Source organism: Pseudomonas sp. SWI44, assembly GCF_002947915.1.
GTDB lineage: Bacteria > Pseudomonadota > Gammaproteobacteria > Pseudomonadales > Pseudomonadaceae > Aquipseudomonas > Aquipseudomonas taiwanensis.
The window spans coordinates 1,218,252-1,244,858 of record NZ_CP026674.1 but is presented as its reverse complement, the minus strand read 5'-3'; the positions used below and the strand labels follow the sequence as shown (position 1 = coordinate 1,244,858).

Genomic DNA, 26,607 nt, shown 5'->3' with positions numbered 1-26,607 from the left:
ATTAGACAGAAAAAAGGGCCCGAAGGCCCTTTCCCGAAGCGGACGTCGATCAGCCTCCAAGGTACGCGTCACGTACCTTAGGGTCGGTCAACAGCGCTTCGCCGGTCCCTTGCATCACGACCCGACCGTTTTCCAGGACGTAGGCTCGGTCAGCAATCTTCAGCGCCTGGTTGGCGTTCTGCTCCACCAGGAACACCGTCACACCGTCACGGCGCAACTGCTCGATGATGTCGAAGATCTGTTGGATGATGATTGGTGCCAGGCCCAGCGACGGTTCGTCGAGCAGCAGCAACTTGGGCTTGCTCATCAGTGCGCGGCCGATGGCCAGCATCTGCTGCTCACCGCCGGACATGGTGCCGCCACGCTGGATGTAGCGCTCCTTAAGGCGAGGGAACAATTGCAAGACCTTGTCCAATTGCTCCTGATAATCGCCCTTGTTGGTGAAGAAACCGCCCATGGCCAGGTTTTCCTCGACGGTCAGGCGGGCGAACACGCGGCGGCCTTCAGGGACCACGGCGATGCTCTTGCGCATGATGTGCGAGGAGGGCTGCCCGACCAGCTCTTCACCCAGGTACTTGATGCTGCCGCTGTGGGCCTGGGGCGAACCGCACAGGGTCATCAGCAACGTCGACTTGCCGGCGCCGTTGGCACCGATCAGGGTGACGATCTCGCCTTGGTTGATTTCCACGTTGACGCTGTGCAGCGCCTGGATCTTGCCGTAGAAGGTGGAAACGTTTTCGAACTTCAGCATTTACGCTTCCCCCAGGTAGGCTTTGATCACGTCAGGGTTATCGCGGATCTCCTCCGGCGTACCGTGCGCCAGGGGCGTGCCCTGGTTGATCACCACGATATGGTCGGAGATGCTCATCACCAGCTTCATGTCATGCTCGATCAGCAACACGGTGACGTTGTGCGATTCCCGCAGGTAGGCGATCAACGCCTTCAGGTCCTCGGTTTCCTTTGGGTTCAGACCGGCCGCGGGTTCGTCGAGCATGATGATCCGGGGTTGGGTCATCATGCAGCGGGCGATTTCCAGGCGACGCTGCTGGCCGTAGGCGAGGGTTCCGGCGGTACGGTTGGCGAATTCGGTCAGGTTGACCTTTTCCAGCCAGTACTGAGCGCGCTCCATGGCCTCTTTTTCGCTGCGGCGGAAGCTCGGGGTCTTGAACAGGCCGGCGAAGAAGTTGGTGTTGAGGTGGCGGTGCTGGGCGATCAGCAGGTTTTCCAGGGCGGTCATTTCCTTGAACAGACGCACGTTCTGGAAGGTTCGCACCACGCCCTTGCGGGCGATCTGGTGGCCGGCCAGGCCCTGGATCGGCTGTCCATCGAGCAGGATGGTGCCGCCACTTGGCTTATAGAAACCGGTCAGGCAGTTGAACACGGTGGTCTTGCCGGCGCCGTTCGGGCCGATCAGCGCCACCACCTGTTTTTCCTTGACGGTCAGGCCCACGCCGTTGACCGCCAACAAGCCGCCGAAGCGCATGCTCAGGCCGCTGACTTGCAGAATTTCGCGGCTCATCGACGCAGCTCCATATGTGGACGTTGCATAGGCAGCAAGCCTTGCGGACGCCAGATCATCATCAACACCATCAGCGCACCGAACATCAGCATCCGGTATTCGCTGAACTCTCGCATCAGCTCGGGCAGCAGGATCATCACGATGGCCGCGAGGATCACGCCCAGTTGCGAGCCCATGCCGCCGAGCACGACGATGGCGAGGATGATCGCCGATTCGATGAAGGTGAACGACTCAGGCGTCACCAGGCCTTGGCGCGCGGCGAAGAAACTGCCGGCGAAACCTGCGAAGCAGGCGCCCAAGGTAAAGGCCGAGAGCTTGATCACGGTCGGGTTCAGACCCAGGGCACGGCAGGCGATCTCGTCTTCACGCAGCGCTTCCCAGGCACGACCGATCGGCATGCGCAGCAAGCGGTTGATGACGAACAGCGCCAGCAGGGCCAGCAGCAGGGCCACCAGGTACAGGAAGATGACCTTGTTGATCGAGTTGTATTCCAGCCCGAAGAACTCGTGGAAGGTCTGCATTCCTTCGGCGGCACGACGTTCGAAGGTCAGGCCGAAGAACTCCGGCTTGGGGATGTTGCTGATGCCATTCGGGCCGCCGGTCCAGTCGGTGAGGTTACGCAGGAACAGACGGATGATCTCGCCGAAGCCCAGGGTCACGATCGCCAGGTAGTCGCCGCGCAGGCGCAGCACCGGGAAGCCGAGCAGGAAGCCGAAGGTGGCGGCCATCAGGCCGGCGATCGGCAGGCACACCCAGAAGCTCCAGCCCAGGTAGTGCGAGAGCATGGCATAGCTGTATGCGCCAACCGCATAGAAGCCCACGTAGCCCAGGTCGAGCAGGCCTGCCAGACCGACCACGATGTTCAGGCCCAGGCCCAGCAACACGTAGATCAGGATCAGCGTGGCAATGTCGACCGCGCCGCGCGAGCCGAAGAACGGCCACACCAAGGCGGCGACGATCAGGCCCATGATCACGTAGCGCTGGGTCTTGGGCAGGGTCAGGTAGTTGCTGACCGCTGGCGGGATCAAGGCGCGATCCGAGCGACGGCCCATCACAGCATTCCACTGCTTGTCGAACAGCACGCGCAGGAACATCAGCACCGAACACACAGCGATGATGCCGATGGTGAACGAGCCTTGGCTGTGCACCACCAGGCTGATGCCGTCGATGCTCAGTTTCAGGCCAAGCACCGGGAAGGCCACGGCCCATACCAGCAAGGCGCTGAAGAACGCCTGTTTGAGATTTCTGTTCATACTTTTTCAACCTCCGGACGGCCCAGGATGCCGGTCGGCCGGAACAGCAGGACAAGAACCAAAAGGCCGAATGCAACCACGTCCTTGTACTGGTCGCCGAAGATGTCGGCGCCGAACGCTTCGGCCACGCCCAGCACCAGCCCGCCGAGCATGGCGCCCGGAATGCTGCCGATGCCACCCAGTACCGCCGCGGTGAAGGCCTTCAAGCCCACCAGGAAGCCGGCGTTGGGGTTGATAACCCCGTACTGCATGCTCAGCAGCACGGCCGCCACCGCCGCCAGTGCGGCGCCGATGACGAAGGTCAGGGCAATGATGTTGTTGGTGTTGATGCCCAGCAGGTTGGCCATCTTGATGTCCTCGGCGCAGGCGCGGCAGGCGCGGCCCAGGCGGGAGCGGGAGATGAACAGGGTCAGGCAGGTCATGGCCACCAGGGTGACCACGAACACCAGGATCTGCATGTAGGACACCAGGACTTCTTCCGCACCGCCTGGCCCGAAGGAGAAGCTTCCTGGGATCAGGTTAGGGATGGATTTGTCCTTGGAGTCCTGCGAGAGCAAGACAGTGTTCTGCAGGAAAATCGACATGCCGATGGCAGAAATCAGCGGGATCAGACGGTTGCTGTTCCGCAGCGGGCGGTAGGCGACCCGTTCGATGCTGTAGCCATAGGCACTGGTGACGAAGATCGTCGCGACGAAGGCGACGGTCATCAGGATCGGCAGGGAGTGGATACCCATCATGGCCAGACCCGCAAGCGCGATGAAGGCCACGTATGAACCGATCATGTACACCTCGCCGTGGGCGAAGTTGATCATGCCAATGATGCCGTACACCATCGTGTAACCGATGGCGATCAAGGCATAGGTGCTGCCGATGGTCAATCCATTAACCAGTTGTTGGAAGAAATGGTAGATCTCAGGCATTACAGCGCTCCTAAAAACCTGATTTGCATTTCGCCGGCCGGGTGACAGCCAGGAAACCGCGGGTGACGGTTTTAAGATTTTCAGGTGAACCCGCTGCCGGATCGCGGCAATCAGGCCCATGAACCTCGTAAAACAAAGCCCACTGCTCGCACAGTGGGCTTCTACGGTCAGCTATTAGTCACGCAGTTACTGAGGGGAGACTTCGGTCTTCGGCTTGCCGAAGTGCCATTCGTAGACCACGAATTTGAAGTCTTTCAGGTCGCCTTTCTCGTCGAACGACAGGTCGCCGGTCGGGGTCTTGAAGGTGCCGTTGTGGATGGCAGCAGCCACCTTGTCGGTGTCTTCGGACTTGGCCGCCTTGATGCCTTCGGCGATCAGCTCGACGGCCGAGTAGGCCGGGAACACGAACGGGCCGCTTGGGTCTTTGCCGTCGGCCTTGATAGCGTCGACGATGGCCTTGTTCGCCGGGTCGGCATCGAACGATTTCGGCAGGGTGACCAGCAGGCCTTCGGAGGCGTTCTGGGCGATCTGCGAGATCGAGTCATTACCCACGCCTTCTGGACCCATGAACTTGGCTTTCAGGCCTTTTTCCTGGGCTTGACGCAGGATCAGGCCGAGCTCTGGGTGGTAGCCGCCGTAGTAGACGAAGTCGACGTTGTTCTGCTTGAGCTTCTGGATGATCGAGGAGAAGTCCTTGTCACCGGCGTTCAGGCCTTCGAAGACGGCAACCTTCGTGCCTTTCTTCTCCAGCGTCTGCTTGACCGCGGTGGCGATGCCTTCACCGTACTGCTGCTTGTCGTGGAGTACCGCAACCACTTTTGGCTTGACGTGGTCGGCGATGTAGTTGCCGGCAGCCGGGCCCTGGGCACTGTCCAGACCGATGGTGCGGAAGATCAGCTTGTAGCCACGGGCGGTGATTTCCGGCGAAGTGGCGGCCGGGGTGATCATGATCACGCCTTCGTCTTCGTAGATGTCGGACGCAGGCTGGGTGGAGCTGGAGCACAGGTGGCCGATGACGAACTTGACGCCGTCGTTGACCACTTTGTTGGCGACCGCAACGGCCTGTTTAGGGTCGCACGCGTCGTCGTATTCCTTGGCTTCGAGCATCTTGCCATCCACGCCACCCTTGGCGTTGATGTCTTTGATGGCTTGTTTGGCGCCGATGAACTGCATATCGCCGTACTGAGTGACCGGACCGGTCTTGGGGCCAGCGATACCGATCTTGATGGTATCGGCGGCAAACGAATGGCTGGCAACCCCGGCCAGAACCATTGCGGCGAACAGCTTGGAAATCTTGATCATAGTGCTCCACTCATTCTGTTGTAATTCTTATAGTCCTGGCGGCCAGGGCTACAGACCGGGCGGGATTTGCGGTATGGCCACGCCATACTGCATGCCCACCTTCCCCCGGAACATGTCCCGGAACTGTACCGGTACAGTGTAGAGCGCCGTTCGAGCGCTTGAAAAGCGGGCGAATTGCGCCTGTCTCAGGGGTTGTCGCTTGATCGACAGAAAGATATAGAAAAGCGCCATCACTTTGCCTTTATCCCTGGCCCCACCCCACAACTTCGGGGCCAATCGACCAAATTACGTATTTGAAACCGGGTTTTTCTGCAAAAATAGCGGCCTTTTTTATTGGCCGATTGATGCGTGTACAAACCCATGACTGATCAAACAAGCACCCTCTATGCCAAATTGCTCGGCGAGACCGCGACCATCGAGTGGAAAGCCTTGGAGCGTTTTTGGGCCAAGGGTGACCTGATTTGGGTCGACCCCTCCCTGGACCTGATCGCCGTTGCCGAAGCGATGGCCGAGAATCGCAGCGAGATCTTCGCCAAGTGGCGTAGTGATGGCACTGTGGGGCCAGTCACCGCAGAGCAGGCGATGGACCTGCAAAGCCGCGATCCAGAGATCTGGGCGGTAGTGGTTTCGCCGTTCATCGTCATCCAGGTCAAGCAGGCTGAGTAGCTATGCGCTTTTTTGGTGCGTGAAAATGCGCAGCCGTGTCACAACGGTGCGCATTGACGCTCACGTAAGGTGGAAGTTGGTAACAGTGTCGTGTTGATTCGGCGGGGCGGTAACAGTTTACGGGATGCGTAATGTCCCACCGCCGACCAGCCGGCTCCTACCGGGTGCTGTAGGAGCCAGCACGACCGATGTCAGTAATCGACCCGGCCGGTGTGGCTGTTGAGCGAGATCACCCGGGTCTTGCCGATGCGGTGGCGGAAGATCTCGCGCAGGTACTTCACCGCCTTCTTCACGCATTCGCGCGACAGCCTAATGTCATTGATCGACACGAACCGGCTCTTGTCGTTGATCAATTCCCGGTATTTCTTCTCGTACATCGGCTTGATCGCATACCAGTTGGTATCGAGGATCTTCGCCGGGTTCTCGAACTCGTTCAGTAGGTCGTCGATGCGGTCTTCATCGAAGTGCTCGCTGGTGATGAACTCCAGGATGGCGTTGTCCAGGGTGTCGTCGAAACGGTACGGCGTGCGGGCGAAGCAGCGTTTGATGAACGCCACGATCAGGGTCAGGAAGTCATCCGACAGGCACGGGCTCTTGGCGATCAGTGTGGTCAGCGACAGGTTGGCCGAGGCGCCGATGACCAGCGCATAACGCTTGAGCGTGGTGTTGGGGAACAGGCTGTTGAGGTGGGTCTTGAGCCGATTCAGGTCCATGTACGACAGCTTGTAGTCCTTGGGCAGCGACACGATCGACACCACCGACGAGCAGTTCTTGAAGAAGTGCAGGTCGTGCAGGGCCGCGGCGTCGTAGCCCGAAGCCTGGTATTGCTCCAAGGCTGCCCGGTAGCGACGCGACTCGATCGGCAACAGGCTGATGCCTTCGATTGCCTGGGTCTGCTTGTTGAAGTGCGGCAGGTCGATCGAGCGGAAGAACAGGTCGTCGATGTCCAGGCGCGGCGTTTCGCGCTCGAAGACCTTGAACTTGTCCGAACCCTGGACCGGAATTTCCGGCACCACCGATTCTGCGTAGGCAATGGCCACTGGGCCGGCCAGGCTCATGAACAGGTCGTTGGCGTCCAGGCGGATGGTTTCGCCGATGTCGATGCCGGCGCGACGGAAGTAGTTCTGGTCGTAGTCGGTAGTGACCGCCTGGGCCGTGAGGATGTTGAAGATTTGCTGGGAGATGTACTGGTTGGCGTGCTTCTCCATGGCGTTGACGTCGATGTTGTGGATCGTGCCGTCGTCGCTTTCTTCGGCGTAGCGCATGATGTCGTTCGAGATCAGCATCATTGCGTTCCAGGGGCGAATGCGGCCCATGACGCTGGCTTCGCTGCTGTCCTCGTTGTCGAAGTTGTACGAGAAGTCCCATTCTTCGGACAGGTATTTGCACAGCAGCCGGCCGGCGTTGATGTGCAGCGCTTCGGACATTTCGCTGCGGTGGTCCGAAATGTTTGGCAGCACGCAGATGCCGCTGGTGAAGATCGGCTCGAAGACGAACGAGTGTCCGCTCTTGCCGTCGTTCTCGTCCGCCTGCTTGGTGTCGAAGGTCTTGTTCATGTACGAATACTGCTGGGCCAGGCCGAACTCCGAGGCCATGCCTGAGCCGGTACCGCCGCCAGCGCTGAAGATGTAGAAGTACAGGCGCGACTGGTTGGCCTTGATGCCGCAGGAGTCGATCAGGTACGAGTGGATCAGTTTCCAGTCGGCGCTGGAAAAGCGCTGGGTGTCCTTGTTGAGGATGATCTTGGCCAGGTACTGGCCGAGGATTGGGGCATTACCGGCCCCCCCTGCGTGGACCTCGGACAGGTCCATGATCTTCATCTTGCTGTAGTCGCGCAGGAACTCGCCACGCTCGCCCTTGCGCGAGAAACGAATGCGCCCGGCGATGTCTTTGTCCAGGTCGCCCAGCATCACCAGCGGTTCGACCAGAAACACGGGTTTCGCGCCTTTGTTTTGCACCAGGCGCAGGTTCTGACGAATCCAGCGCGCCGGGCTGTAGCCCGATTCGCCCTTGTTACGGTCCTCGTTGTTGAATTCGTTGAGGAAGAAGGTGCGGGCGTTGTACACCAGTTCGGCAACATCAAGAGCAATGTTCGAGCCGCAGCGGCCCAGGCCGATCAGGCAGACCGAGGGAAACTGCTGTTCCAGGCGCAGCTGGCTTTCGTCTTCGATGTGCAGGTTCTGGGGGAACACCAGGTCGCGCAGGCCGTCGAGGTTGTCGAGGATGCGCTGAATATCCTGCTCGGTGAAGTACAGGTACTGCTGTGCTGGCGCGCTGCGCACTGGCAGAGCTTCTCGAGCACCGCTGGCGGTCAGCGAAGTGGAGTGTGTCGTCGACTCGGGGACCGCATTGGCAGAAGTGTTCGTAGAAGTCATAGTGCGCCATTTACCTGAGGTGGTGGGCCCCTGGGTGGGCATGTCATCTAGCCATCACCAGGGTTTCGGCGACTGTAGCAGTGCGCCTTTTTCGGATGCGATAGGGGTTTGCCTTACAGCTTCTAAGGATTTTTTCTATCGCTCCGGCACTGCATCGTCCGATTGTCATGCTTCTTTAATCTTCTGCCAGGAGTCGTTCATGAGTACTGCACTGCCTTCGCTGGGATTCGCCGGAATTGGCCTGATGGGACTGCCAATGTGCCGGCGCCTGCTGGCTGCGGGTTACCCCCTGACCGTGTGGAATCGCAGCCCGGAGAAGTGTGCCGAGCTGGTTGCCGCCGGGGCGAAGCTGGCACATAGCCCAGCAGAACTGAGCCGTGGCAGCGACATGGTGCTGCTTTGCCTGGCCGATACGGCAGTGGTGCGTGAAGTGGTGTTCGGCGAGCAAGGCGTCGTTCACGGAGGGCGCAGCGGGCAATTGCTGATCGACTTCTCCAGTCTTGAACCGACGGCCACTCGCGAAATGGCTGCTGAAGTGGCCGCCCTGTGTGGCATGGCCTGGCTGGATGCGCCGGTATCGGGGGGGACGCCTGGCGCGGAAGCGGGGACCCTGGCGATCATGGTCGGCGGGGAGCCGAGTGATCTTGAGCGCGCTCGACCCATTCTGCTGACCCTGGGCCAGCGAGTCACGCACATGGGGGCAGTGGGAGCGGGGCAGGTGACCAAGGCCTGCAATCAGATGATCGTGGCGTGCAATGCCTTGGTGATTGCCGAAGTGGTGGCATTGGCGGAGCGGTCAGGGGTTGACGCGACCTTGATCGCCGAAGCGCTGGCAGGGGGCTTCGCCGACTCCAAGCCCCTGCAGATCCTGGCGCCGCAAATGGCCGAAAGCCGCTTCGAACCGATCAAGTGGCATGTGCGCACGCTGCTCAAGGACCTCGATGGCGCCGTCAAGTTTTCCCGCGAGCAGGGCTCGGCAACACCCGTTACCGCCCTCGCCGCGCAACTGATGCGCTTGCACGGTAGCCAAGGGAATCTGCAAAAAGATCCGGCGACCCTGGTAGAACTGTATCGTAACAAGGAGTGAGGCGGCTTTCCTGGCGGTCGAGCCGCTCCAGGATCGGCCGCAGGTCCGCCAGCGGCACTGGTCGGCTCAGCAGGTACCCTTGCAGGTAGTCGCAGCCGTGGGTGGCGAGGAATTCGTGTTGTTCGATGGTCTCGACACCCTCGCAGACCACCTGCAGGTGGAGGGTGTGGGCCATGACGATGATCGCCTGGACGATTTCCCGGTCCTTCTGGTTGCCGGGCACGTCCTGGAGAAAACTGCGGTCGATCTTCAGCACATCCAGCGGCAAGCGCTTGAGGTAAGCCAGCGACGAATAGCCGGTGCCGAAGTCATCGATCGACAGGGCAACGCCCTGGGCGCGGATACGCTTGAAAAGCCCTGCAGTGCGCTGGACATCACCCATCAGGGCATTTTCGGTCACCTCGAGTTCCAGTTGGCGCGGCGCAAGCCCAGCTTCCAGCAAGGCCATTTCTACCTCATTGGCCAGCTCTTCGCGGCCTAGGGTCACGGCCGAACAGTTCACCGTAACCTTCAGGCTGGTGTAGCCGTGGCGGTTGAGCTGGGCCAGGTCCTTGCAGGCGTGGTGCAGCACCCACAGGTCAAGGTCGACGATCAGCCCGTTGGCTTCGGCGATGCCGATGAAACGATCGGGGCTTAGCAGGCCGTGTTGCGGGTGTTGCCAGCGTACCAGCGCTTCGAGTTTGGCCACCTGGCCCGTGCGCAGGTCGAAGATGGGCTGGTAATGCACGCACAGTCCGCACTCCTCGAGCAGGGCGATGCGCAGTTCCTCTTCCAGTTGCAGTTCAAGGGTCGCCCGGTTCTTCAGTCCGCTGTTGAAGAAGTGCAGGCTATTGCGTCCGCAGCCCTTGGATTGATAAAGGGCCAGGTCGGCATGCTTGAGCAGTTCTTCAGCGGTTTGGCCATCTTCCGGGAATATGCTGATGCCAATACTGGTGGTCATCACCATGCGCCGGCCGCCCAGGTCGATGGGGTCTTTCATGCGTTGCATGATGCGTTGGGCCAGGTGGCGAGCCTCATCGGGGTTGTTCAGGCTGGTGACCACGCAGAACTCGTCGCCCCCCAGCCGTGCCACCAGGTCCTGACTGCGGGTGGCGGCCTTGATATGGTCGGCGATGACCTTCAGTAGCTCATCGCCCGCATCGTGACCAAGGCTGTCATTGATGCGCTTGAAATGGTCGATGTCGAGGAACATCACCGCCAGGCGACTCTGGCGGTCCTGATGCTCGGCCAGGCGTTCGGCGAACACTTCGTTGAAACCTCGGCGGTTGACCAGATTGGTCAAGGCATCGTAGTGAGCGGCTTGCTGCAGGGAGGCGCGGGCCTGATCGAGCTGGTTGAGCAGGACGCTGTAGCGGCGCAGGTCGTGTTCCTGACGTTGCAGCTTCTTGTCGGCCAGCGCGGCGCTGATGCTGCTGCCACTGATCAGCAAGGTGATCACGGCGATGGTCAGGCCCAGTTGCAGGCTGTTATCACCCGAAGGCAAGCTCAAGGCCGTGTCGGCTGGTATGACCAAGGTCATCGCGGCCATGGCGGTGAAATGCGTGGCGACGATACCGCCCGCCATGACCAGGCTGGCGCCGTATTTCATGGCCAAATGCCAAGTGCCGCTACCGTTGCGGAAGTACCGCGCCAGCAGCAGGGCGGTGAGGCTGGTGAGAAAGGCGATGGCGGTACAGGCCAGCAACAGGTCGGTACGGTAATACTGCTGGGCGCCGGTCTGCAGCGCAGCCATGCCGACGAAGTGCATGAGGATGATGCCCGCGCCAATGAGCAGGGCGCTTTGCAAATAGTTGTGCGCAAGCATTTGTACACGGTTGAGGCTGTACATCGCCAGCCAGGCAACCACCAATGCAATCAAGAGCGAAAGGCCGGTAAGAGAGACGTCATAGTGGACTTCCAGCGGTGCCTGGAAGGCGAGCATGCTGATGAAGTGCATGGCCCAGATACCGCCGGCCAGGCAGAAGGCGCCAAGTGCCCGCCATTGTCGTTGGGCTTTGGCATTTTCGCAGTGACATTGGCGTTCTGCCATGTCCAGGGTGGCGAAACACCCGGCACAGGCCACGGCATAAGCGAGCAGGATCAGTAGCGGCTCATGCTGGCAGTCAATGACAATCTGCCCGTTGATAGGAAGCTCGGAGAACAATTGCAGTCCCAGCCATTCCATAGCATGCCTCTTCGTCGAGTTTTCACTCGTCTCCAAAATGCGGGGTGGAGACTGACCAGAGGAAAGTATAGGAACAGCTATTCAGGCCTTCATGACTAATGGCACTTTGGAAGCAATGATTTCGGCATCGGGCTGATAGCGGAGGGATATAACGACCTCGCGAACGAAAACTTGCGGGACTTACCCATGTGGTAGCGGATCGCTGTGGGGGCGGTCTTGCGTCGCGATAGGGCCGCATCGCGGCCCCCCAGGCTTCCCGCGCAGCGGAGCGCGGCCCGTCTCGACAGCAAGAGGCTCCCACAGAGCCGGCGGATAATCAGCCTGCGACCAGCACTCGAATCGCCTCCAGTCGCAAGGCTGCCTTATCCAGCATTGCCAAGCCTTCTTCACGCTGCTTGCGCAGGGCGTCGATTTCGCTGTCACGCACGCTTGGATTGACGGCCTTGAGCGCGGTCAGACGCGCCAGCTCTTCATCCGCCTCGGCGGCCAGTCGGCGCTGGGCCTCGGCCACGCGCTCGATGTGGGTCGGCATGACCTTGGCTTCGCCACCGCTGATCCGTTTGGCCAGCACGTCGCGCTGGGCCTGGACGAACTTGTTGGCGCTGGCGCGAGGTACGCTTTCGAGTTGGTCGTTGAGGGTTTCGAAGGCGACGCGCGCCGCCAGGTCATTACCGTTGGCGTCCAGCAGGCAGCGCAGTGCGGCGGGTGGCAGGTAGCGGCCCAACTGCAGGCTGCGCGGTGCCACCACTTCGCTCACGAACAGCAATTCCAGCAGCACCGTGCCGGGCTTGAGCGCCTTGTTCTTGATCAGGGCTACGGCGGTGTTGCCCATCGAGCCGGACAGCACCAGGTCCATGCCGCCTTGCACCATCGGATGTTCCCAGGTCAGGAACTGCATGTCTTCGCGCGACAGCGCCTGGGTGCGGTCGTAGGTGATGGTCACGCCTTCGTCGTCTCCGAGCGGGAAGCTGGCATCGAGCATCTTCTCGCTTGGCTTGAGGATCAGCGCGTTCTCGGAGTGGTCTTCGCTGTCGATACCGAAGGCGTCGAACAGGGTTTCCATATAGATAGGCAGGGCGAACTGGTCGTCCTGCTCGAGAATCGCCTCGACCAGCGCCTGGCCTTCGCCAGCACCGCCGGAGTTGAGTTCCAGCAAGCGGTCACGGCCGCTGTGCAGTTCGGCTTCCAGACGCTCGCGCTCGGCGCGGGCTTCGGCCACCAGCCCATCCCATGCCTTGGCGTCGCCACCTTCGAGCATCGGCAGCAGGCGTGGGCCAAACTGGTGTTGCAGGGCGTTGCCGGTTGGGCAGGTGTTGAGGAAGGCGTTGAGGCCCTGGTGGTACCACTGGAACAGACGCTCCTGCGGGCTGTCCTGCAGGTAGGGAATGTGCAGCTCGATGGTGTGTTTCTGACCGATTCGGTCGAGGCGGCCGATCCGCTGTTCGAGCAGGTCCGGGTGGGCCGGCAGGTCGAACATCACCAGGTGATGGGCGAACTGGAAGTTGCGGCCCTCACTGCCGATTTCGGAGCAGATCAGCACCTGGGCGCCGAACTCCTCGTCGGCGAAGTAGGCCGCGGCGCGGTCGCGCTCGAGGATACTCAGGCCTTCATGGAACACCGTGGCTGGAATGCCGGAGCGCACGCGCAGGGCGTCTTCCAGGTCCATGGCAGTCTCGGCGTGGGCGCAAATCACCAGCACCTTGGTGCGTTTGAGCATCTTCAGGGTGTCGATCAGCCAGTCGACCCGTGGGTCGAAACGCCACCAGCGTTCGTCATCGCTGACCTCGCCCTGGGCCTGGAAGGCCACTTCCGGGTAAAGCTCCGCGTGCTCGCCAGCGGGCAAATCGCGGTACTGCTCCGGATTGGCCAGCGGGTAGGGGTGCAATTGGCGCTCGGGAAAGCCCTGGATCGCCGCCCGGGTGTTACGGAACAGCACGCGGCCGGTACCGTGACGGTCCAGCAGCTCACGGATCAGGCGCGCGCTGGCCTCGGTGTCGCCATCGCTCACGGCTGCCAGCAGGGCTTCGCCCTCGGCACCGAGGAAGTTGAGGATGGTGGCGTGGGCCTTGGGTGACAGGCGACCTTCGTCAAGCAGCTCCTGGACAGCCTCGGCAACCGGGCGATAGTGCTCGCTTTCGGCGCGGAAGGCGGCCAGGTCGTGGAAGCGGTTCGGGTCCAGCAGGCGCAGGCGGGCGAAGTGGCTGTCCTGACCGAGCTGTTCAGGCGTCGCGGTGAGCAACAGCACGCCCGGGATCACCTGGGCGAGCTGTTCCACCAGGCCGTATTCGGCGCTGACCTGGTCTTCGTGCCACACCAGGTGGTGCGCTTCGTCGACCACCATCAGGTCCCAACCGGCAGCGAACAGGGCATCCTGGGCCTTTTCGTCGTCCACCAGCCATTCCAGCGCGACCAGCGCCAGCTGGGCATCTTCGAATGGGTTGCTGGCATCGCTTTCGATGAAGCGTTCGGCATCGAACAGGGCGACTTGCAGGTTGAAGCGCCGACGCATTTCCACCAGCCACTGGTGCTGAAGGTTTTCCGGGACCAGGATCAGCACTCGGCTGGCACGCCCGGACAGCAACTGGCGATGGATCACCAGGCCAGCCTCGATGGTCTTGCCCAGGCCGACTTCGTCGGCCAGCAGAACACGAGGCGCGCTACGGTCTGCCACTTCGCGGGCAATATGCAGCTGGTGGGCGATGGGTTGCGCACGGCAACCGCCCAGGCCCCATAGCGAGGACAGCATCTGCTTGCTGGTGTGCTGCAGGGTGTTGTAGCGCAGGGAGAACCACGACAGTGGGTCGATCTGGCCGGCGAACAGGCGGTCACTGGCCAGACGGAACTGAATGAAGTTCGACAGCTGGGTTTCCGGCAGGGTGCGCGGCTGATTGTTGCCATCCAGGCCGTGGTAGACCATCAGGCCATCGGCATCCTCGACTTCGCGTACGGTCAGCTTCCAACCTTCGAAGTGTGTGATTTGGTCACCGGGCGAGAAGCGCACACGGGTCAGCGGCGCATTGCGCAGGGAATACTGACGTGTGTCGCCAGTGGCCGGGTAGAGCACGGTCAACAGGCGGCCATCCTGCGCCAGGATGGTACCCAGGCCGAGCTCGGCTTCGCTGTCACTGATCCAGCGTTGCCCCGGTTGATACTGCTGCGCCATACTGCCTGAACTCCCGCGTTGAAAAGCCGGCTATGTTAACGGATAGGCCGGTCAGACCAAAGAGTGAAGACCAAGAGTCTAGCTGTTTCATCGACGAACACCGTCCTGCCGACGAGGGTCCGAACCGATATGCCTGTGAAGCACCCCTGGTTGAGCGCCTCAATGGCCATTAGTAGCGTTTTGCTGCTGGCCGCCTGTGAACAGAAGAATTTCGAGACCCTGCCTGCGATCCCGGTCGATCAGCTCGAGGTGCTGGGGGTGCAGACGCCGATCAAGAGCGTCCACTTCCGTGACCGCGATGGCGAGGGCCTGTTGGTACTGAGCCGCGTCGATGGCCAGGCCACCGACCCTGACACCGAGCAGGAAGTGGACAAGGTGCAGCTCAAGGCCACCCTGTATGGGCGTGCCGCAGAGCGCGACGCATTCAAGCCGCGCTGGCAGATCGAACAGGAGACCAGTTGCCCGGGGCTGGACCTGGATGTGGACTTCTACACCGATGTCAGTGACGTCAGCGACTTGAACAAGGACGGTGTCGCCGAGGTCACAGTGGCAAGCCATGCCTTCTGCGGCGGTGGCATCGATCCGCACGATATCTCCATCGAGCTACGTGAGGGGCAGGCAAGCTACACGATTACCGGGCAGTCGCTGATCACGCCCGCGGGCGAGGAGCCGATCGGTGGCGAGCGCGACGACAGTGCATCGCTGAAGAACGCGCCCCAGGTCCTGCGTGAGCACATGGATGCGGTCTGGCAGCAGGTTTACAAGCGCCCCTGGAGCGAAACCAGCCCGCCGGTCGATGACGACCCCGAGGACGACACCGAGTAAGCGTCGTCCTCATCGGCGGCCACTGACCGTGATACACCACAGGTTTATACCCACCAGGATTCAAGGCGGATTCTGGCCGGCCGATACAGTGGCTACAGGAGAACTCCCATGCTGCCGCCGCTCATCCCGCTCAGTGCTGTCCCGGTCACCTCGCAACTGGACCCGGTCAAACCGACGCCCGACATCAAGCCGGTGGTGCCCGCGCAGCCATCCTCCAGCGAAAGCGCCATCGACCTCAAGCAGCACCGTGATCCCGAGGAGCAGGCCGTGCTGTTGCGCGACGAGCAGCGGCGTCAGCAGCGTCGCAAGAAGGGCGATGATGAGCGCTACACTGCGCTGCCTGGTGACGAGGTGAATGCAGACAACACCGTGCCGGTCGCGCCACTGATGGGCGAACAGCCGCGCCAAGGGCTGCTGGTGGACATCGAAGTCTGACCAGGGACTGGTCATGACCGGCTCCTGGCTTCATCATGCAAGACTCTGCTGACCGTCGAGCCCACCCATGAGCCAAGACAACCTCATCGACTTCGATGCTGAACGCGCCAAGCGCATTCACGACCTCAAGGAAAAGCGCCTGAACGAAGTGCGTCAGGCCTTCGAGCAAGCCATGCCGCTGGCTGGCGCGAAGAAAAAGAAGCCCAAGGGCAAGCCCAAGAAGCGCTGAAACTTGACGCAGGTCAACCCTGTACCCGCCTCGCGTGCCCGCTCCAGGGCACCATTGACACCGATCAATTATTCACTCCCCTCGATTAGATACCTTGCACCCATCGGACAACGGCAAACGAATGGGAGGCCGACATGTTCTTCGACAATGTGGTCATCGCTGGCGTGGTAACAGTCGGGTTGATGTTTGCATTCTTTGCCGGTCTAGGACTTTTCATCTGGAAGGATTCGAACAAGCGCAAGCCGCGCTGACCTTCCAGATTCACGTGCACGCAAGGCATTTAGGGCGACTTCGGTCGCCCATTTTTTTGCCCGCGATTTGCTAAATCCAGGCCAGGTATCGCCTGACTTGAATAGATTGATAGCTAGCTAATTAATCGGCTCCGCATTATCCTTCTCCGTGTTGTCTATCTTTTCTGTAACCAGCCCCGCAAGGTCCGATTCGTGCCCATCACTTTCCAGGCCCTGTTCGCTCCCAGCAGCCTCGCCATCAAGTTCGCCATCAAGACCGTGCTCGGCGGTGGTCTGGCGCTCTGGCTGGCCATGCGCTGGGGGTTGGAGCAGCCGTCTTGGGCGTTGATGACCGCGTTCATCGTGGCTCAACCGCTATCGGGGATGGTGGTGCAGAAAGGCCTGGCTCGATTGGCCGGGACCTTGGTCGGTACCATCATGTCGGTGGTGTTCATGGCGTTGTTCGCCCAGACACCCTGGTTGTTCCTGATCACCTTGGCGCTGTGGCTGGCGTTGTGCACAGCGGCCTCGACCCAGCTGCGCAGCGCCTGGGCCTATGCCTTCGTTCTGGCTGGCTACACGGTGGCGATCATTGCCCTGCCGGCAGTCAATCACCCGCTGCAGGTGTTCGACCAGGCCGTGGCCCGCTGCACCGAAATCTGCCTGGGGATCTGCTGCGCTACCGCCACCAGCGCGTTGCTCTGGCCAATGCGGGTCGAGCAGCAACTGAGCGGCCAGGCGCGTCAGGCCTGGCAGACCGGGCTGCAAGCGGCCGCCGCCATGCTCGGCGGGGAGGACGAAGCGCGTAAAGGATTGCTGGAGATTCTTGGACGCATCGTGGCCATCGATTCCCAGCGTGAACACGCCTGGTTCGAAGGTAATCGTGGGCGGCAGCGCGCCAGCGCCATCCGCGGGCTTAGCCAGAAACTGATGGTGCTGTTGCGCATCTCGCGCTCGGTGCGTCGGCAATGGCGCCAGCTCGATGAGCAGGAAGCCGGTCATATCGCGCCCTGGCTGGAGGAGGTGCGGGCGCTGCTGATCCAGCCTGACAAGCCAAGCTTGCTGGTTTTGCGCCAGCGTATCTGGGATGCGGCCCACGATGAACATATCAGCTCGGCAGAACACTATTGTCTGGCGCGCATGACGCTGTTGATCGACGTTGCCATGGCCGCGACCCAGGCGGTGGAGGATGTCGAGGCCGGCAGGGCGCCGAAGGATGCCGCGCCGGGCCTTGCCGTGCACCGTGACCTGCCGCTGGCCCTGCTGTTCGGTGCCCGCAGTGCGTTGGCGTTTCTGGTCATGAGCAGTTTCTGGCTGGCTACCGCCTGGCCGTCGGCGCCAGGCGGCCTGGTGTTGACTTGCGTTGTCTGCAGCCTGTTTGCCAGCCGTGAGAATGGCGCACAGATAGGCCTGAGCTTCCTGCGTGGGATCTTGCTGGCGTTTCCGGTGGCATTTCTGGTCGGAGAAATTCTCCTGCCCCAATGGAGCAGCTTCGCCATGCTTTGCCTGGGCATGGGCGTGCCGTTGTTCTTCGGCGCTCTGTGCATGGCCAACCCTCGCACGGCGGGTACGGCCACGTCCTATTGCCTGCACTTCATCGTCTTGGTGTCGCCGCTCAATACCATGAAATTCGATGTGGCGAACATGCTCAACAGCGCGCAGGCCATGTTGATCGGGGTCGGAGCGGCCGTGCTGGCGTTCCGTCTGGTGGTGTTGCGCCACCCAGCCTGGCTTGGCCGACGCCTGCGGGCCGCGACCCAGAGCGACCTGGTGCGCCTGACCCGACGTGATTTGCGGGGTGCCGACAGCTGGTTCGGCGGACGGATGGCCGACCGCCTGATGAAGCTTGCCCATCACGCCAGCGAACTCCCCGAGGCTGAGCGCAAACGATGGGACGATGGCCTGCATGGCCTGGATATCGGTGATGAACTCGTTCACCTGCGCATGTGCCTGGCGGTGGCGAACGTGCCGATTGGCAGCTTCGAGCGCGAATACCTGCAGCAAGTGGAGCACGTGTTGGCCAATGGGCCGGCAGCCGGGCGTGGGGAGCAGCTGGATGCTGCCAGCGAGCGCTTCATCGAGGTCTTGCGTCGTCAGCCACCCAGCGATCCGCTGCGATTGGCCGAAGGTGCGGTGCTGCAATTGCAGAAAAGCTGGCGTAAATGGTGTCGCTGGCAGGAGGAAGCCCATGGGTTTGCGTGAGTGGGCGGTGGGCGGCGTGCTGCTCAGCCCTTTTCTGATCTACGTCTTGATGGCATTGGTGGTGACTGGCGTATTGCGTCTGGTGGTCCAGGCCACGCCCCTGGGGCGCTGGATCTGGCACGAAGCGTTGTTCGACGCGGCGTTGTTCGTCTGCGTGCTGTACCTGGTGGTGCGTTCGTTGGGACCTTTGTAAGGAGTTGAGTCGATGCGTACAGTCGTACGTACCTTGGTGACCCTCTGCGTGGTGGCACTTGCCGTGCTCGCAGGTTTCAAGCTTTGGCAGTACTACATGCTCACCCCCTGGACCCGTGACGCACGTGTGCGTGCGGATGTGGTGGTGATCGCCCCCGACGTCTCCGGTTGGGTCCGCGGGCTGAACGTTCATGACAACCAGCAGGTCAAGGCCGGTGATTTGCTCATGAGCATCGACCGCGAGCGCTTCGAGGCTGCGGTGGAGCAAGCCAGCGCCGTGGCCGAGACCCGTCGTCAACAGGTTCGCCTGCGTGAGCGCGAAGCGGCGCGGCGCACGGCGCTGGGGCCGGACGCGATCAGCGCGGAGCTACGCGAGAATGCCCAGATCAACGCCGCCATCGCGCGTGGCGAGTTGCGCGAGGCAGAAGCCCAGTTGCAGGTCGCCAAGATCAACCTGGCCCGCAGCGAGGTGCGGGCGCCTCGAAGTGGGCATATCACCAACCTGCGCCTGGCCGAAGGCAACTATGTGAATACTGGGCAAGCGGTGATGGCCCTGGTCGACGATTCGACGTTCTACATCCAGGCCTATTTCGAGGAGACCAAGCTGCCAAGCATCCGCGAGGGCGATACCGTAAAGGTCTGGCTGATGGGCGCGGGCGAGGCGATGCAGGGGCATGTACAAAGCATCGGCCGGGGGATTACCGACAGCAACAGCAACCCGGACAGCCAGCTGCTGCCGGAGGTAGAGCCGACGTTCAACTGGGTGCGGCTGGCCCAGCGGATTCCCGTGCGTATCCGACTCGACGAGATTCCCGAGGGCGTGCACCTGAGTGCAGGGATGACTGCCAGCGTGCAAGTGCACGACGACCCGCAACCGTGAGGGCCGCAAAGCGGCCCCGGCAGACCTTCAGAGGAACATACCGCCCGAGACCTCCAGCCGTTGCCCGGTGATCCAGCCATTGCCCTCCGCGAGCAGCAGGGCAATCGCCGCGCCGATGTCGTCGGGCAAGCCGACCCGTCCCAGCGCTGTATTGCTGGCAATGAAGTCATTGACCTGGCGGTTGTCGCGCACCACACCGCCGCCAAAATCGGTCTCGATCGCGCCGGGGGCAAGGATGTTGACCCGGATACCCCGCGCGCCTAGTTCCTTGGCCTGATACCGCGTCAACACCTCCATCGCACCTTTCATCGCGGCATAGGCGGCGTAGCCTGGCAGTACGAAGCGCGCCAAGCCGGATGAAATGTTGACGATGCGGCCACCGTCGGCCAGCACAGGCAGCAGCTGCTGGGTGAGGAAGAACGGTCCCTTGAGCTGGATGTTCAGCAACTGGTCGAACTGTGCTTCGGTGGTTTGCGCGAACGGCACGTTCAGGCCGATTCCGGCGTTGTTCACCAGAAAATCCAACTTCTCGCGCGCGAATCGCTCCCGCAGTGTGGTGCTCAGGCGTTCGGCGAAGGTCTTGAAACTGCTGCTGTCGCTGACGTCGAGTTGCAGCATGGCAGCCTTGACTCCTGCCTGCTCCAGGGCGCTGGCCACTGCTTGGGCGTCGTCCACCTTGCTGTGGTAGGTGCCGATGATATCGATGCCACGTGCGGCCAGATGTTCGGCTGTGTTCCTGCCCAAGCCGCGGCTGGCACCTGTGATCAGGGCAATCTTGCGGGTCATGTCGATTTCCTCATGGGATGGCGATGAGGAAAGGTTATTGGTCGTCCTTGTGCTGTTAAATCCCGCGAAACCGGAAATACTGTTCGGCATGTCCGAATAATCAGAGGGTCCGTATGAACAAGCTGGCGTTGCTGCGCACTTTCGTCCGGGTGACCGAGGTCAACAGTTTTACGCTGGCCGCCGAAAGTCTGGGTCTGCCGCGTTCGACGGTTTCCGAGCAGATCAGGGCCCTTGAGCGGTTGCTCGGCACCCGGCTGTTCAACCGCACAACCCGACGGATGCAGGCCACGCAGGATGGTGTGCTGCTTTATGCGCGCAGCAAGGACTTGCTGTCGGGCATGGATGAGATCGAGAGCCTGTTCCGTGCCGATGACGCCGAGTTGGCTGGGCGCCTGCGCGTCGATTTGCCGACCATGATGGCCAGACGGGTGATCATTCCGGCATTGCCGGCGTTTCTGGCGCGTTTTCCGCGGCTGGAGGTGGAAATCAGCTGCACCGACCGGCAAGTCGATTTGCTGCGAGAGGGGTTCGATTGCGTGATGCGTATCGGCGCCTTGAGCGACCTGGATGTGGTGGCGCGGGCGATCGGCCAATTGAGCATGTGCAATTGCGCGAGCCCTGACTACTTGGCCCGCCACGGCGTGCCGAGCCGCCTCGAAGACTTGGCCGGACATCAGTTGGTGCATTATGTCCGAAACCTCGGTGCGCGCAGTCCAGGGTTTGAGTACGAGCGGGACGGCGAACTGCATTACCAAGCCATGGCCGGCGTGGTCACGGTCAACAATGCTGAAGCCTATTCGGCCGCCTGCCTGGCCGGCCTGGGGTTGATCCAGGTCCCTGCGGTTGGGGTTTCCGAGCATCTGGCGCAGGGCAATCTGGTGACAGTGCTTCACCCTTGGCAGGCACGCGCCATGCCGGTGTCACTGTTGTACGCCCGGCAACAACATGTACCGCGTCGGGTCCAGGCGTTCATGAACTGGCTGACGGTGCTGTTGGCGTCGCAGGTCGACCCTTCGCGAAACTGAAATTTCTTGGCAAATGCCTGGCCAGTTACGCTAGGCTGGCCGCTGCGCGTTGCCCGTCAGAGGCAACCGTTCCCCGCCAGGCGTGCGTTACTTCCCATTATTTTGCGAGGTTACGACATGGCCATTTCCTCCCAGGACATCTGCAACGCCGCCGACCAGCTCAAAGGGTTCGTGGGTTTCCACGGCAAGCGCGGGGTTCATATCGTGCGTTTTTCCGAAGACTCGTTCGGCATGGATGTGGCCGACGACAGCATCACGCCATGCAGCGAATTCGTCTGGCGGCCCGAGCCGGGACAGCGCATGGCGTTGTGCCGGACGCGGCTTGCCCTGTTGCTCGCGCAACACGTGGATGACCGCTTGAATATCGGCGAGCCATTGCGCATTTACCTGCGGCGTAGCGACCTGCCGGAAATCCTGGCCGAGCGCCGTTTGCGCTAACACGCTCAGGAGGCATCGAGCGAGCGGCCGGGCGCTTGCTGCAGCAACGCCTCGAACCCTGCCTTGTCCAGCGGCCGGCTGAGGAAAAAGCCTTGCACCTCGTGGCAGCGGTCGTTTTCCAGGGCCTTGAGCTGTTGGGCGGTTTCAACGCCCTCGGCAGTGACTGTCAGCCCCATGGCTTGCCCCAGGTTGATGATTGCCTGGACCACCGCACGATCGCTGGCGCTGGGGTTGTTCAGGCCTGCGATGAAGCGCTTGTCGATCTTGATGCTGTCGAATGGATAGGTGCGCAGGTAACCCAACGAGGAGTAACCGGTTCCAAAGTCGTCCATGTTCAGGCGCACGCCCAGTTCCTTGAGCGCCTGCAGGGTGGCCAGGGCGCCCTCGATATCATTGAGCATCACGTTTTCGGTGATCTCCAGCTCCAGGCGCTGAGCCGGGAAGCCAGTCTCCAGCAGGATCTGGCGCACATCGGCCACCACATTGCTGCGCAAGAACTGTGCGGGCGACAGGTTGACGGAGATCAGCAGGTTGTCCGGCCAGCTGTAGGCGGTATTGCAGGCCTCGCGCAGTACCCACCGGCCAAGGGCGTTTATCAGGTCGCTTTGTTCGGCCAACGGGATGAAGGTATCGGGACCCAGCAGCCCCTCCTGAGGATGCTGCCAGCGCACAAGCGCTTCGACCGAGACGATGCGCAGGTCGTCGAGGTTGTAGCGTGGTTGGTAGTACAGCAGCAGCTCGTCGTTGCGCAGGGCTCGACGCAGATCGTTTTCGAGCTGGCGACGGTACTGGATCTGCTGGTTCATTTCCGGGGCGAAATAGCGCCAGGTGCTCTTGCCTTCTGCCTTGGCCTGATACAGCGCAATATCCGCACAGCGGATCAGTTCACCGGCATCACAGCCTTGCGTGCGGGTCTGGGCGATGCCCATGCTGACGCCGATATGCACGGGCTGTTCTTCGAACAGGATCGGCTGCTTGAGCAGTTCGACCAGGCGCGCGCATAGCCGGTCGACTTCATTGCGGTTGTCGATGCCATCCAGCACCACAACGAACTCGTCGCCGCCCAGTCGGGCCACCAGGTCCACATCACGAGTGGTATCACGCAGGCGGGTGGCCACCTCTTGCAGCACCGCGTCACCCGCCGCGTGGCCGAGGGAATCATTGATCGGTTTGAAATTGTCCAGGTCCAGCAACAGCAAGGTCAGCGAACAGGCATCGCCTCCTTGCAGCAACGCCTGTTCAAGGTGCCGGGACAGCTTGTTGCGATTGGCCAGCCCGGTCAGCGGGTCGTGCAAGGACAAATGCTGGATGCGCGCATGGGCCGCGACCTCGTCGGTGATGTCGCTGGCGGTACCGCGAAATCCGAAGGGTTTGCCATCGTAGATGATCGCCCTTGCCGAGATCCGGCAGTAGCGGTTCTGTCCGGTACTGTCGCGGTAGGCACAGCGCAGGTTGGCCAGTTGCTGTGGGTCGGCCTCGGCCTGGGCATCGAGCCAGGTCGACAGGGGCGTGGTATCGCAGGCCAGCAGCAGGTTGATAGGTTGCCCCAACCAGCTGTCGACCGGGTAGCCTGTGACGCTGACGAAGCGCTGGGACAGATACGTCAGGCGCTGCTGGCGGTCGGTTTCCCAGATCCAGTCGGAAGCGGCTTCGGCCACGGCCCTGAAACGCTGTTCGCTGGCCTCGAGGGCGCGATTGCTCTGTTGCAGGCGCTCAAGACTCAGGTCGATGGCGCGGGCGCTGCGCAGGGCATGGCGGAACAGATACAGCATTACCAGGCTCAATACCAGTAGCGCGCACAGCAGCGGGGGCAGTACCGCCCAGAGCAATTGGCGCCCTGGCGATGGGCTGTCCCAGGCCAGGTGGTAACCGGTTTCACCCAGGGCAATACGCTGGGTCGTCCGTGAGCCGGGTGTGTCTCTTTCGATGTGCATGTTCGCAAGGCCTGCGCCAGCGCCGAGCCGGGCCAGCTTGTCTTCGGTCAACTGGTCGACGAACAGCATGACCGGCGCTTCCCGCACTTCGCTGTCCTGCACGTCCCTGTCCGGACGCACCGCAGCGGCGCTCAACACGGCGGGCCAGCCGTTGAACAGCACGAAACGGGTGACTTGCTCCCGTGCACTGGCAGCACGGCGGGCTTGGGCGACGATGTCGGCCAGCGGCGCGTCGATGTAACTACTGGCCGCAGCTTCGGTGGGCTTGCCCTTGAACAGGGCGTAGCCGGTGCGCTGGTCATCGACCACGAACACCCCTTCGTAACCACTGGCGCTGTAAAGCGACTCGCCGACGTTTTTCTCTTCATACGCCCACTGCCAGTCCACTACCTTGGCCAGGTGCTCGTAGGCGGCGTCCCAAACCGCGTAGCTGGAGAGAAATTGTCGCGATGCCTGCAAGCGCTGCTCCAAGGCCTGTGTGGCATGGAAAGTACTGCTTTGCTGCTCCTGTCGATCGAGGGTGGCGGCGATGTTGAACAGTGCCCCAAGGGTCACCAGGCACGCGAGGCCGAATACTGCGCAGAAGCCGGCGACCAGACGGCCCATCGGTAGGGACGGGGAGGGGGTGTCGAGAGGAAGGGTGGCGGTCCTGGCCATGGGCGAACGACTCCTTCGTGAACTCCGAGCTCCCGCAGGTCAACCCCTCGGAAGGTTCACTCAGGATAGGCCAGCTTGAGTGTCGTGGCCTTGTGGAGAGCGAAATTGACCGATGACAGCGTTCATCGCATCGATCGCACCGACATGAGTGAACAGCGCTTGATCGCGGAAAAATGCCCTTAAAAGCCATTTCACGGTTGATGCGAGCGCTGTGGGGTAACATGAAGGCTTTCCTCATGCTTGGAGTCCTGCAGCTCATGGTCCAGATGGCTACCCCTGCCAGCGAGCTGGCGCCACGGCGCGACGGGCGCTTTCACAACCAGGTGCTTCTGCCACAGGACGGCATGTTGAAGAAACTGCGTATTGGCCTGAAGTACCTGTTCATCCGCAAACCGCCTGAAACCCGACCCGCAGCGGCCATCAGTCTCCAGGCGATGACCCGGCAGCAGGTGCTCGATGCGCCAGATCACAGCCTCTGGCGGTTGGGCCACTCCACGGTGTTGATCAAGTTGCGTGGACGGTTTTTCATGACCGACCCCGTATTCGCCGAGCGTGCCTCGCCGGTGCAATGGGCCGGCCCGCTGCGCTTCCATGCGCCACCGATGGGGCTGGACGACTTGCCGCCGCTGGCAGCGGTGGTGCTGTCCCATGACCATTACGACCACCTCGACGAGCAGGCCATTCGCCGCCTCGCCCCCAAAACCGAACGTTTTCTAGCGCCGCTGGGGGTGGGAGACCTGCTGATTGGATGGGGTGTGCCGGCGCACAAGGTCGCCCAATTGGACTGGTGGCAGGAGACCGAAGTCGATGGCGTACGTTTCGTGGCTACACCCGCCCAGCATTTCTCCGGGCGCGGGTTGTTCGACAGCAATCGCACCTTATGGGCGTCCTGGGTGGTGATCGACGAACAGATGAAGCTGTTCTTCAGTGGCGACACCGGCTATTTCGACGGTTTTCGCCAGATCGGCGAGCGCTTTGGTCCCTTCGATCTGACCCTGATAGAGACCGGTGCCTATAACGTAGCCTGGCCGAACGTGCACATGCAGCCCGAGCAAAGTCTGCAGGCCCACCTCGACCTGCGTGGGCGCTGGCTGCTGCCGATTCACAATGGCACGTTCGACCTGTCCATTCATGGGTGGCAGGAGCCCTTCGAACGAATACTCGAATTGACCTCCGCCGCGCAGGTTCGCCTGTGCACCCCGCAGATGGGCGAGCGTGTCAGTATCGACTCGCCTCACGAGGGGCAGAACTGGTGGCAGCCACGGCCCGTGCCAGAGCAGGGCAGCGTGCCTGAACGTGCCGTGGCCAGCCGCTGAGGGCTATTGGCCATCCGGTCCACGGAAAGATCGTTTCTCGTCCTTCAATAGCTGCGACGGGGGCTTGCCGCTGTCGCTGCGTACCTGGGCATGGCTGATCAAGGCAAATATGAAACTGCCCCCGATGATGTTGCCGGCCAGTGTCGGCAGCGCGAATGCCAGCCAGAAATTCTGCCAGGTCTGCTCCCCGGCCCAGACCAGGTAGGAGACCTCCACAGACCCCACGACGATATGGGTAAAGTCGCCCAGCGCCATCAGATACGTGATCATCAGGATGATCCAGATCTTGGCATGTTCCATCGACGGGATCATCCACACCATGGTGGCGATCATCCAGCCAGAGACGATGCCTTTGGCGAACATCTGGCCGATGTCGTTCTTCATGACCTTGCGCCCCACTTCCAGGAAGGCGACGTCGGTCTTGGTGTCGAAAATCGGCAGTTCGAGCATGACCCAGGCGACCAACAGCGTACCGGCCAGGTTGCCCAGCAGCACGACGCCCCACAGGCGCAGCAGTCGCCCGAAATTGGCCAGGGTCGGAGTGGTCATCACGGGCAATACGGCGGTGAGGGTGTTTTCGGTGAACAACTGCTGGCGCGCCAGGATGACCGCCAGAAAGCCTGCGCTGTAGCCGATGCTGGCGACCACCTGGGCGCTCTCGCCCTCGGGCAGCCGGGCATAGAACAGACCCATGGCCATGAGTGACAGGCCCATGCTCAGCCCGGCAGCCAGCGCGGACCACCACAAGGCGGCCAATGTACGTTCCAGCTCCTGGTCACCCTGGAAGCGGATGATCTCGTGCAAGACCGCCGCCCTGGGCGGTTGATTCTGGCTGACCTCCTGCTCTTCGTCCGCTGACAGGCCGGGGGTCTTGTCGTTCTGTTCCTCGCGCATGGCCGTTTCGCTCCATAGGGTGTTCCTCTACAGATCCAGCACGTCTTCATTAGTTGCGCAGGAGGCGAGGAACGGCAGGGGAAAGTTTTTTCAGATCAAGGTGTTGACTCTGATT

Annotated in this window: 23 protein-coding genes; 12 read left to right on the top strand and 11 right to left on the bottom strand. The window is 61.6% G+C overall.

Annotated elements, in window-relative coordinates; genetic code table 11:
* Nucleotides 1–49: 49 nt before the first annotated feature.
* From C4Q26_RS06040 to C4Q26_RS06020, 5 genes are all read right to left on the bottom strand, one after another.
* The gene (locus tag C4Q26_RS06040; RefSeq protein ID WP_023379078.1) at nucleotides 50–751 is read right to left on the bottom strand and encodes an ABC transporter ATP-binding protein; all 702 of its coding nucleotides are present in this window, start codon (nucleotides 749–751) and stop codon (nucleotides 50–52) included.
* A complete protein-coding gene (gene livG / locus C4Q26_RS06035; RefSeq protein ID WP_013973920.1) occupies nucleotides 752–1,519 on the bottom strand; it encodes a high-affinity branched-chain amino acid ABC transporter ATP-binding protein LivG in 768 nt (255 codons plus the stop codon).
* Complete coding sequence (locus C4Q26_RS06030) at nucleotides 1,516–2,772, bottom strand: high-affinity branched-chain amino acid ABC transporter permease LivM (protein ID WP_023379079.1); 1,257 nt, start codon at nucleotides 2,770–2,772, stop codon at nucleotides 1,516–1,518. The genes livG and C4Q26_RS06030 overlap by 4 nt, the downstream gene beginning before the upstream one ends.
* A complete protein-coding gene (gene livH / locus C4Q26_RS06025) occupies nucleotides 2,769–3,692 on the bottom strand; it encodes a high-affinity branched-chain amino acid ABC transporter permease LivH (protein ID WP_023379080.1) in 924 nt (307 codons plus the stop codon). Before livH ends, C4Q26_RS06030 begins: the two co-directional genes overlap by 4 nt.
* A gap of 186 nt (nucleotides 3,693–3,878) precedes the next feature.
* A complete protein-coding gene (locus C4Q26_RS06020; protein ID WP_023379081.1) occupies nucleotides 3,879–4,994 on the bottom strand; it encodes a branched-chain amino acid ABC transporter substrate-binding protein in 1,116 nt (371 codons plus the stop codon).
* 360 nt (nucleotides 4,995–5,354) lie between these two features.
* Between C4Q26_RS06020 and C4Q26_RS06010 the strand changes: the two genes are divergently transcribed.
* Nucleotides 5,355–5,660, top strand: coding sequence for a DUF2288 domain-containing protein (locus C4Q26_RS06010; RefSeq protein ID WP_023379083.1), 306 nt, complete (start codon nucleotides 5,355–5,357; stop codon nucleotides 5,658–5,660).
* Between the two features lie 191 nt (nucleotides 5,661–5,851).
* Here the strand turns inward: C4Q26_RS06010 and C4Q26_RS06005 are convergent, their stop codons facing one another.
* A complete protein-coding gene (locus C4Q26_RS06005; RefSeq protein WP_027907487.1) occupies nucleotides 5,852–8,035 on the bottom strand; it encodes a hypothetical protein in 2,184 nt (727 codons plus the stop codon).
* Between the two features lie 199 nt (nucleotides 8,036–8,234).
* Between C4Q26_RS06005 and C4Q26_RS06000 the strand changes: the two genes are divergently transcribed.
* On the top strand, nucleotides 8,235–9,122 hold the full coding sequence (locus C4Q26_RS06000; protein WP_023379085.1) for an NAD(P)-dependent oxidoreductase: 888 nt from the start codon (nucleotides 8,235–8,237) through the stop codon (nucleotides 9,120–9,122).
* Here C4Q26_RS06000 and C4Q26_RS05995 read toward each other — a convergent pair.
* Nucleotides 9,022–11,286: a bifunctional diguanylate cyclase/phosphodiesterase gene (locus C4Q26_RS05995; RefSeq protein WP_104882887.1), complete on the bottom strand. Its 2,265-nt coding sequence runs from the start codon at nucleotides 11,284–11,286 to the stop codon at nucleotides 9,022–9,024. The genes C4Q26_RS06000 and C4Q26_RS05995 overlap by 101 nt on opposite strands.
* 316 nt (nucleotides 11,287–11,602) lie before the next feature.
* Nucleotides 11,603–14,449 (bottom strand): RNA polymerase-associated protein RapA, encoded by a 2,847-nt coding sequence (rapA, locus tag C4Q26_RS05990; protein WP_023379087.1) that lies wholly within the window; start codon nucleotides 14,447–14,449, stop codon nucleotides 11,603–11,605.
* Nucleotides 14,450–14,578: 129 nt separating this feature from the next.
* Here rapA and C4Q26_RS05985 point away from each other — a divergent pair, with 129 nt between their 5' ends.
* The 7 genes from C4Q26_RS05985 to C4Q26_RS05965 all read left to right on the top strand — a co-directional run bounded on the left by C4Q26_RS05985 (nucleotide 14,579) and on the right by C4Q26_RS05965 (nucleotide 19,442).
* Entirely contained in the window at nucleotides 14,579–15,274 is a 696-nt protein-coding gene (locus tag C4Q26_RS05985) for a M949_RS01915 family surface polysaccharide biosynthesis protein (RefSeq protein WP_023379088.1), read from the top strand.
* Nucleotides 15,275–15,382: 108 nt separating this feature from the next.
* Nucleotides 15,383–15,709 carry a hypothetical protein gene (locus C4Q26_RS05980; protein ID WP_023379089.1) on the top strand — a complete coding sequence of 109 codons (327 nt, stop codon included), beginning with the start codon at nucleotides 15,383–15,385 and terminating at the stop codon, nucleotides 15,707–15,709.
* A 67-nt stretch (nucleotides 15,710–15,776) separates the two neighbouring features.
* Nucleotides 15,777–15,938, top strand: coding sequence for a hypothetical protein (locus C4Q26_RS28080; RefSeq protein ID WP_023379090.1), 162 nt, complete (start codon nucleotides 15,777–15,779; stop codon nucleotides 15,936–15,938).
* Between the two features lie 134 nt (nucleotides 15,939–16,072).
* Entirely contained in the window at nucleotides 16,073–16,189 is a 117-nt protein-coding gene (gene ccoM, locus C4Q26_RS28580; protein WP_023379091.1) for a cytochrome c oxidase subunit CcoM, read from the top strand.
* A gap of 192 nt (nucleotides 16,190–16,381) precedes the next feature.
* Nucleotides 16,382–18,370, top strand: coding sequence for an FUSC family protein (locus tag C4Q26_RS05975; protein ID WP_027907489.1), 1,989 nt, complete (start codon nucleotides 16,382–16,384; stop codon nucleotides 18,368–18,370).
* Nucleotides 18,357–18,563, top strand: a complete 207-nt coding sequence (locus C4Q26_RS05970) for a DUF1656 domain-containing protein (protein ID WP_023379093.1) — start codon at nucleotides 18,357–18,359, stop codon at nucleotides 18,561–18,563. Before C4Q26_RS05975 ends, C4Q26_RS05970 begins: the two co-directional genes overlap by 14 nt.
* 12 nt (nucleotides 18,564–18,575) lie before the next feature.
* Nucleotides 18,576–19,442, top strand: coding sequence for an HlyD family secretion protein (locus C4Q26_RS05965; RefSeq protein ID WP_023379094.1), 867 nt, complete (start codon nucleotides 18,576–18,578; stop codon nucleotides 19,440–19,442).
* Between the two features lie 27 nt (nucleotides 19,443–19,469).
* Here C4Q26_RS05965 and C4Q26_RS05960 read toward each other — a convergent pair whose 3' ends face one another.
* Complete coding sequence (locus tag C4Q26_RS05960) at nucleotides 19,470–20,228, bottom strand: SDR family NAD(P)-dependent oxidoreductase (protein WP_104882886.1); 759 nt, start codon at nucleotides 20,226–20,228, stop codon at nucleotides 19,470–19,472.
* Between the two features lie 113 nt (nucleotides 20,229–20,341).
* Between C4Q26_RS05960 and C4Q26_RS05955 the strand changes: the two genes are divergently transcribed.
* Together C4Q26_RS05955 and C4Q26_RS05950 are read left to right on the top strand one after the other, a co-directional pair.
* Nucleotides 20,342–21,253, top strand: a complete 912-nt coding sequence (locus C4Q26_RS05955; RefSeq protein WP_104882885.1) for a LysR family transcriptional regulator — start codon at nucleotides 20,342–20,344, stop codon at nucleotides 21,251–21,253.
* A 117-nt stretch (nucleotides 21,254–21,370) separates the two neighbouring features.
* Complete coding sequence (locus C4Q26_RS05950) at nucleotides 21,371–21,691, top strand: DUF2025 family protein (protein ID WP_023379097.1); 321 nt, start codon at nucleotides 21,371–21,373, stop codon at nucleotides 21,689–21,691.
* A gap of 5 nt (nucleotides 21,692–21,696) precedes the next feature.
* On the opposite strand, the gene C4Q26_RS05945 is transcribed toward C4Q26_RS05950, so the two are convergent.
* Entirely contained in the window at nucleotides 21,697–24,282 is a 2,586-nt protein-coding gene (locus tag C4Q26_RS05945; RefSeq protein ID WP_023379098.1) for an EAL domain-containing protein, read from the bottom strand.
* A gap of 221 nt (nucleotides 24,283–24,503) precedes the next feature.
* On the opposite strand from C4Q26_RS05945, the gene C4Q26_RS05940 reads away from it, so the two are divergent.
* Entirely contained in the window at nucleotides 24,504–25,598 is a 1,095-nt protein-coding gene (locus C4Q26_RS05940; RefSeq protein WP_104884029.1) for an MBL fold metallo-hydrolase, read from the top strand.
* 3 nt (nucleotides 25,599–25,601) lie between these two features.
* On the opposite strand, the gene C4Q26_RS05935 is transcribed toward C4Q26_RS05940, so the two are convergent.
* The gene (locus tag C4Q26_RS05935) at nucleotides 25,602–26,492 is read right to left on the bottom strand and encodes a formate/nitrite transporter family protein (protein ID WP_023379100.1); all 891 of its coding nucleotides are present in this window, start codon (nucleotides 26,490–26,492) and stop codon (nucleotides 25,602–25,604) included.
* Nucleotides 26,493–26,607 lie beyond the last annotated feature (115 nt).

What these genes read in the sequence shown, in the direction of transcription:
- C4Q26_RS06040 (WP_023379078.1), bottom strand. Translation starts at nt 751, where the DNA reads ATGCTGAAGTTCGAAAACGTTTCCACCTTCTACGGCAAGATCCAGGCG.
- livG (WP_013973920.1), bottom strand. Translation starts at nt 1,519, where the DNA reads ATGAGCCGCGAAATTCTGCAAGTCAGCGGCCTGAGCATGCGCTTCGGC.
- C4Q26_RS06030 (WP_023379079.1), bottom strand. Translation starts at nt 2,772, where the DNA reads ATGAACAGAAATCTCAAACAGGCGTTCTTCAGCGCCTTGCTGGTATGG.
- livH (WP_023379080.1), bottom strand. Translation starts at nt 3,692, where the DNA reads ATGCCTGAGATCTACCATTTCTTCCAACAACTGGTTAATGGATTGACC.
- C4Q26_RS06020 (WP_023379081.1), bottom strand. Translation starts at nt 4,994, where the DNA reads ATGATCAAGATTTCCAAGCTGTTCGCCGCAATGGTTCTGGCCGGGGTT.
- C4Q26_RS06010 (WP_023379083.1), top strand. Translation starts at nt 5,355, where the DNA reads ATGACTGATCAAACAAGCACCCTCTATGCCAAATTGCTCGGCGAGACC.
- C4Q26_RS06005 (WP_027907487.1), bottom strand. Translation starts at nt 8,035, where the DNA reads ATGACTTCTACGAACACTTCTGCCAATGCGGTCCCCGAGTCGACGACA.
- C4Q26_RS06000 (WP_023379085.1), top strand. Translation starts at nt 8,235, where the DNA reads ATGAGTACTGCACTGCCTTCGCTGGGATTCGCCGGAATTGGCCTGATG.
- C4Q26_RS05995 (WP_104882887.1), bottom strand. Translation starts at nt 11,286, where the DNA reads ATGGAATGGCTGGGACTGCAATTGTTCTCCGAGCTTCCTATCAACGGG.
- rapA (WP_023379087.1), bottom strand. Translation starts at nt 14,449, where the DNA reads ATGGCGCAGCAGTATCAACCGGGGCAACGCTGGATCAGTGACAGCGAA.
- C4Q26_RS05985 (WP_023379088.1), top strand. Translation starts at nt 14,579, where the DNA reads ATGCCTGTGAAGCACCCCTGGTTGAGCGCCTCAATGGCCATTAGTAGC.
- C4Q26_RS05980 (WP_023379089.1), top strand. Translation starts at nt 15,383, where the DNA reads ATGCTGCCGCCGCTCATCCCGCTCAGTGCTGTCCCGGTCACCTCGCAA.
- C4Q26_RS28080 (WP_023379090.1), top strand. Translation starts at nt 15,777, where the DNA reads ATGAGCCAAGACAACCTCATCGACTTCGATGCTGAACGCGCCAAGCGC.
- ccoM (WP_023379091.1), top strand. Translation starts at nt 16,073, where the DNA reads ATGTTCTTCGACAATGTGGTCATCGCTGGCGTGGTAACAGTCGGGTTG.
- C4Q26_RS05970 (WP_023379093.1), top strand. Translation starts at nt 18,357, where the DNA reads ATGGGTTTGCGTGAGTGGGCGGTGGGCGGCGTGCTGCTCAGCCCTTTT.
- C4Q26_RS05965 (WP_023379094.1), top strand. Translation starts at nt 18,576, where the DNA reads ATGCGTACAGTCGTACGTACCTTGGTGACCCTCTGCGTGGTGGCACTT.
- C4Q26_RS05960 (WP_104882886.1), bottom strand. Translation starts at nt 20,228, where the DNA reads ATGACCCGCAAGATTGCCCTGATCACAGGTGCCAGCCGCGGCTTGGGC.
- C4Q26_RS05955 (WP_104882885.1), top strand. Translation starts at nt 20,342, where the DNA reads ATGAACAAGCTGGCGTTGCTGCGCACTTTCGTCCGGGTGACCGAGGTC.
- C4Q26_RS05950 (WP_023379097.1), top strand. Translation starts at nt 21,371, where the DNA reads ATGGCCATTTCCTCCCAGGACATCTGCAACGCCGCCGACCAGCTCAAA.
- C4Q26_RS05945 (WP_023379098.1), bottom strand. Translation starts at nt 24,282, where the DNA reads ATGGCCAGGACCGCCACCCTTCCTCTCGACACCCCCTCCCCGTCCCTA.
- C4Q26_RS05940 (WP_104884029.1), top strand. Translation starts at nt 24,504, where the DNA reads ATGAAGGCTTTCCTCATGCTTGGAGTCCTGCAGCTCATGGTCCAGATG.
- C4Q26_RS05935 (WP_023379100.1), bottom strand. Translation starts at nt 26,492, where the DNA reads ATGCGCGAGGAACAGAACGACAAGACCCCCGGCCTGTCAGCGGACGAA.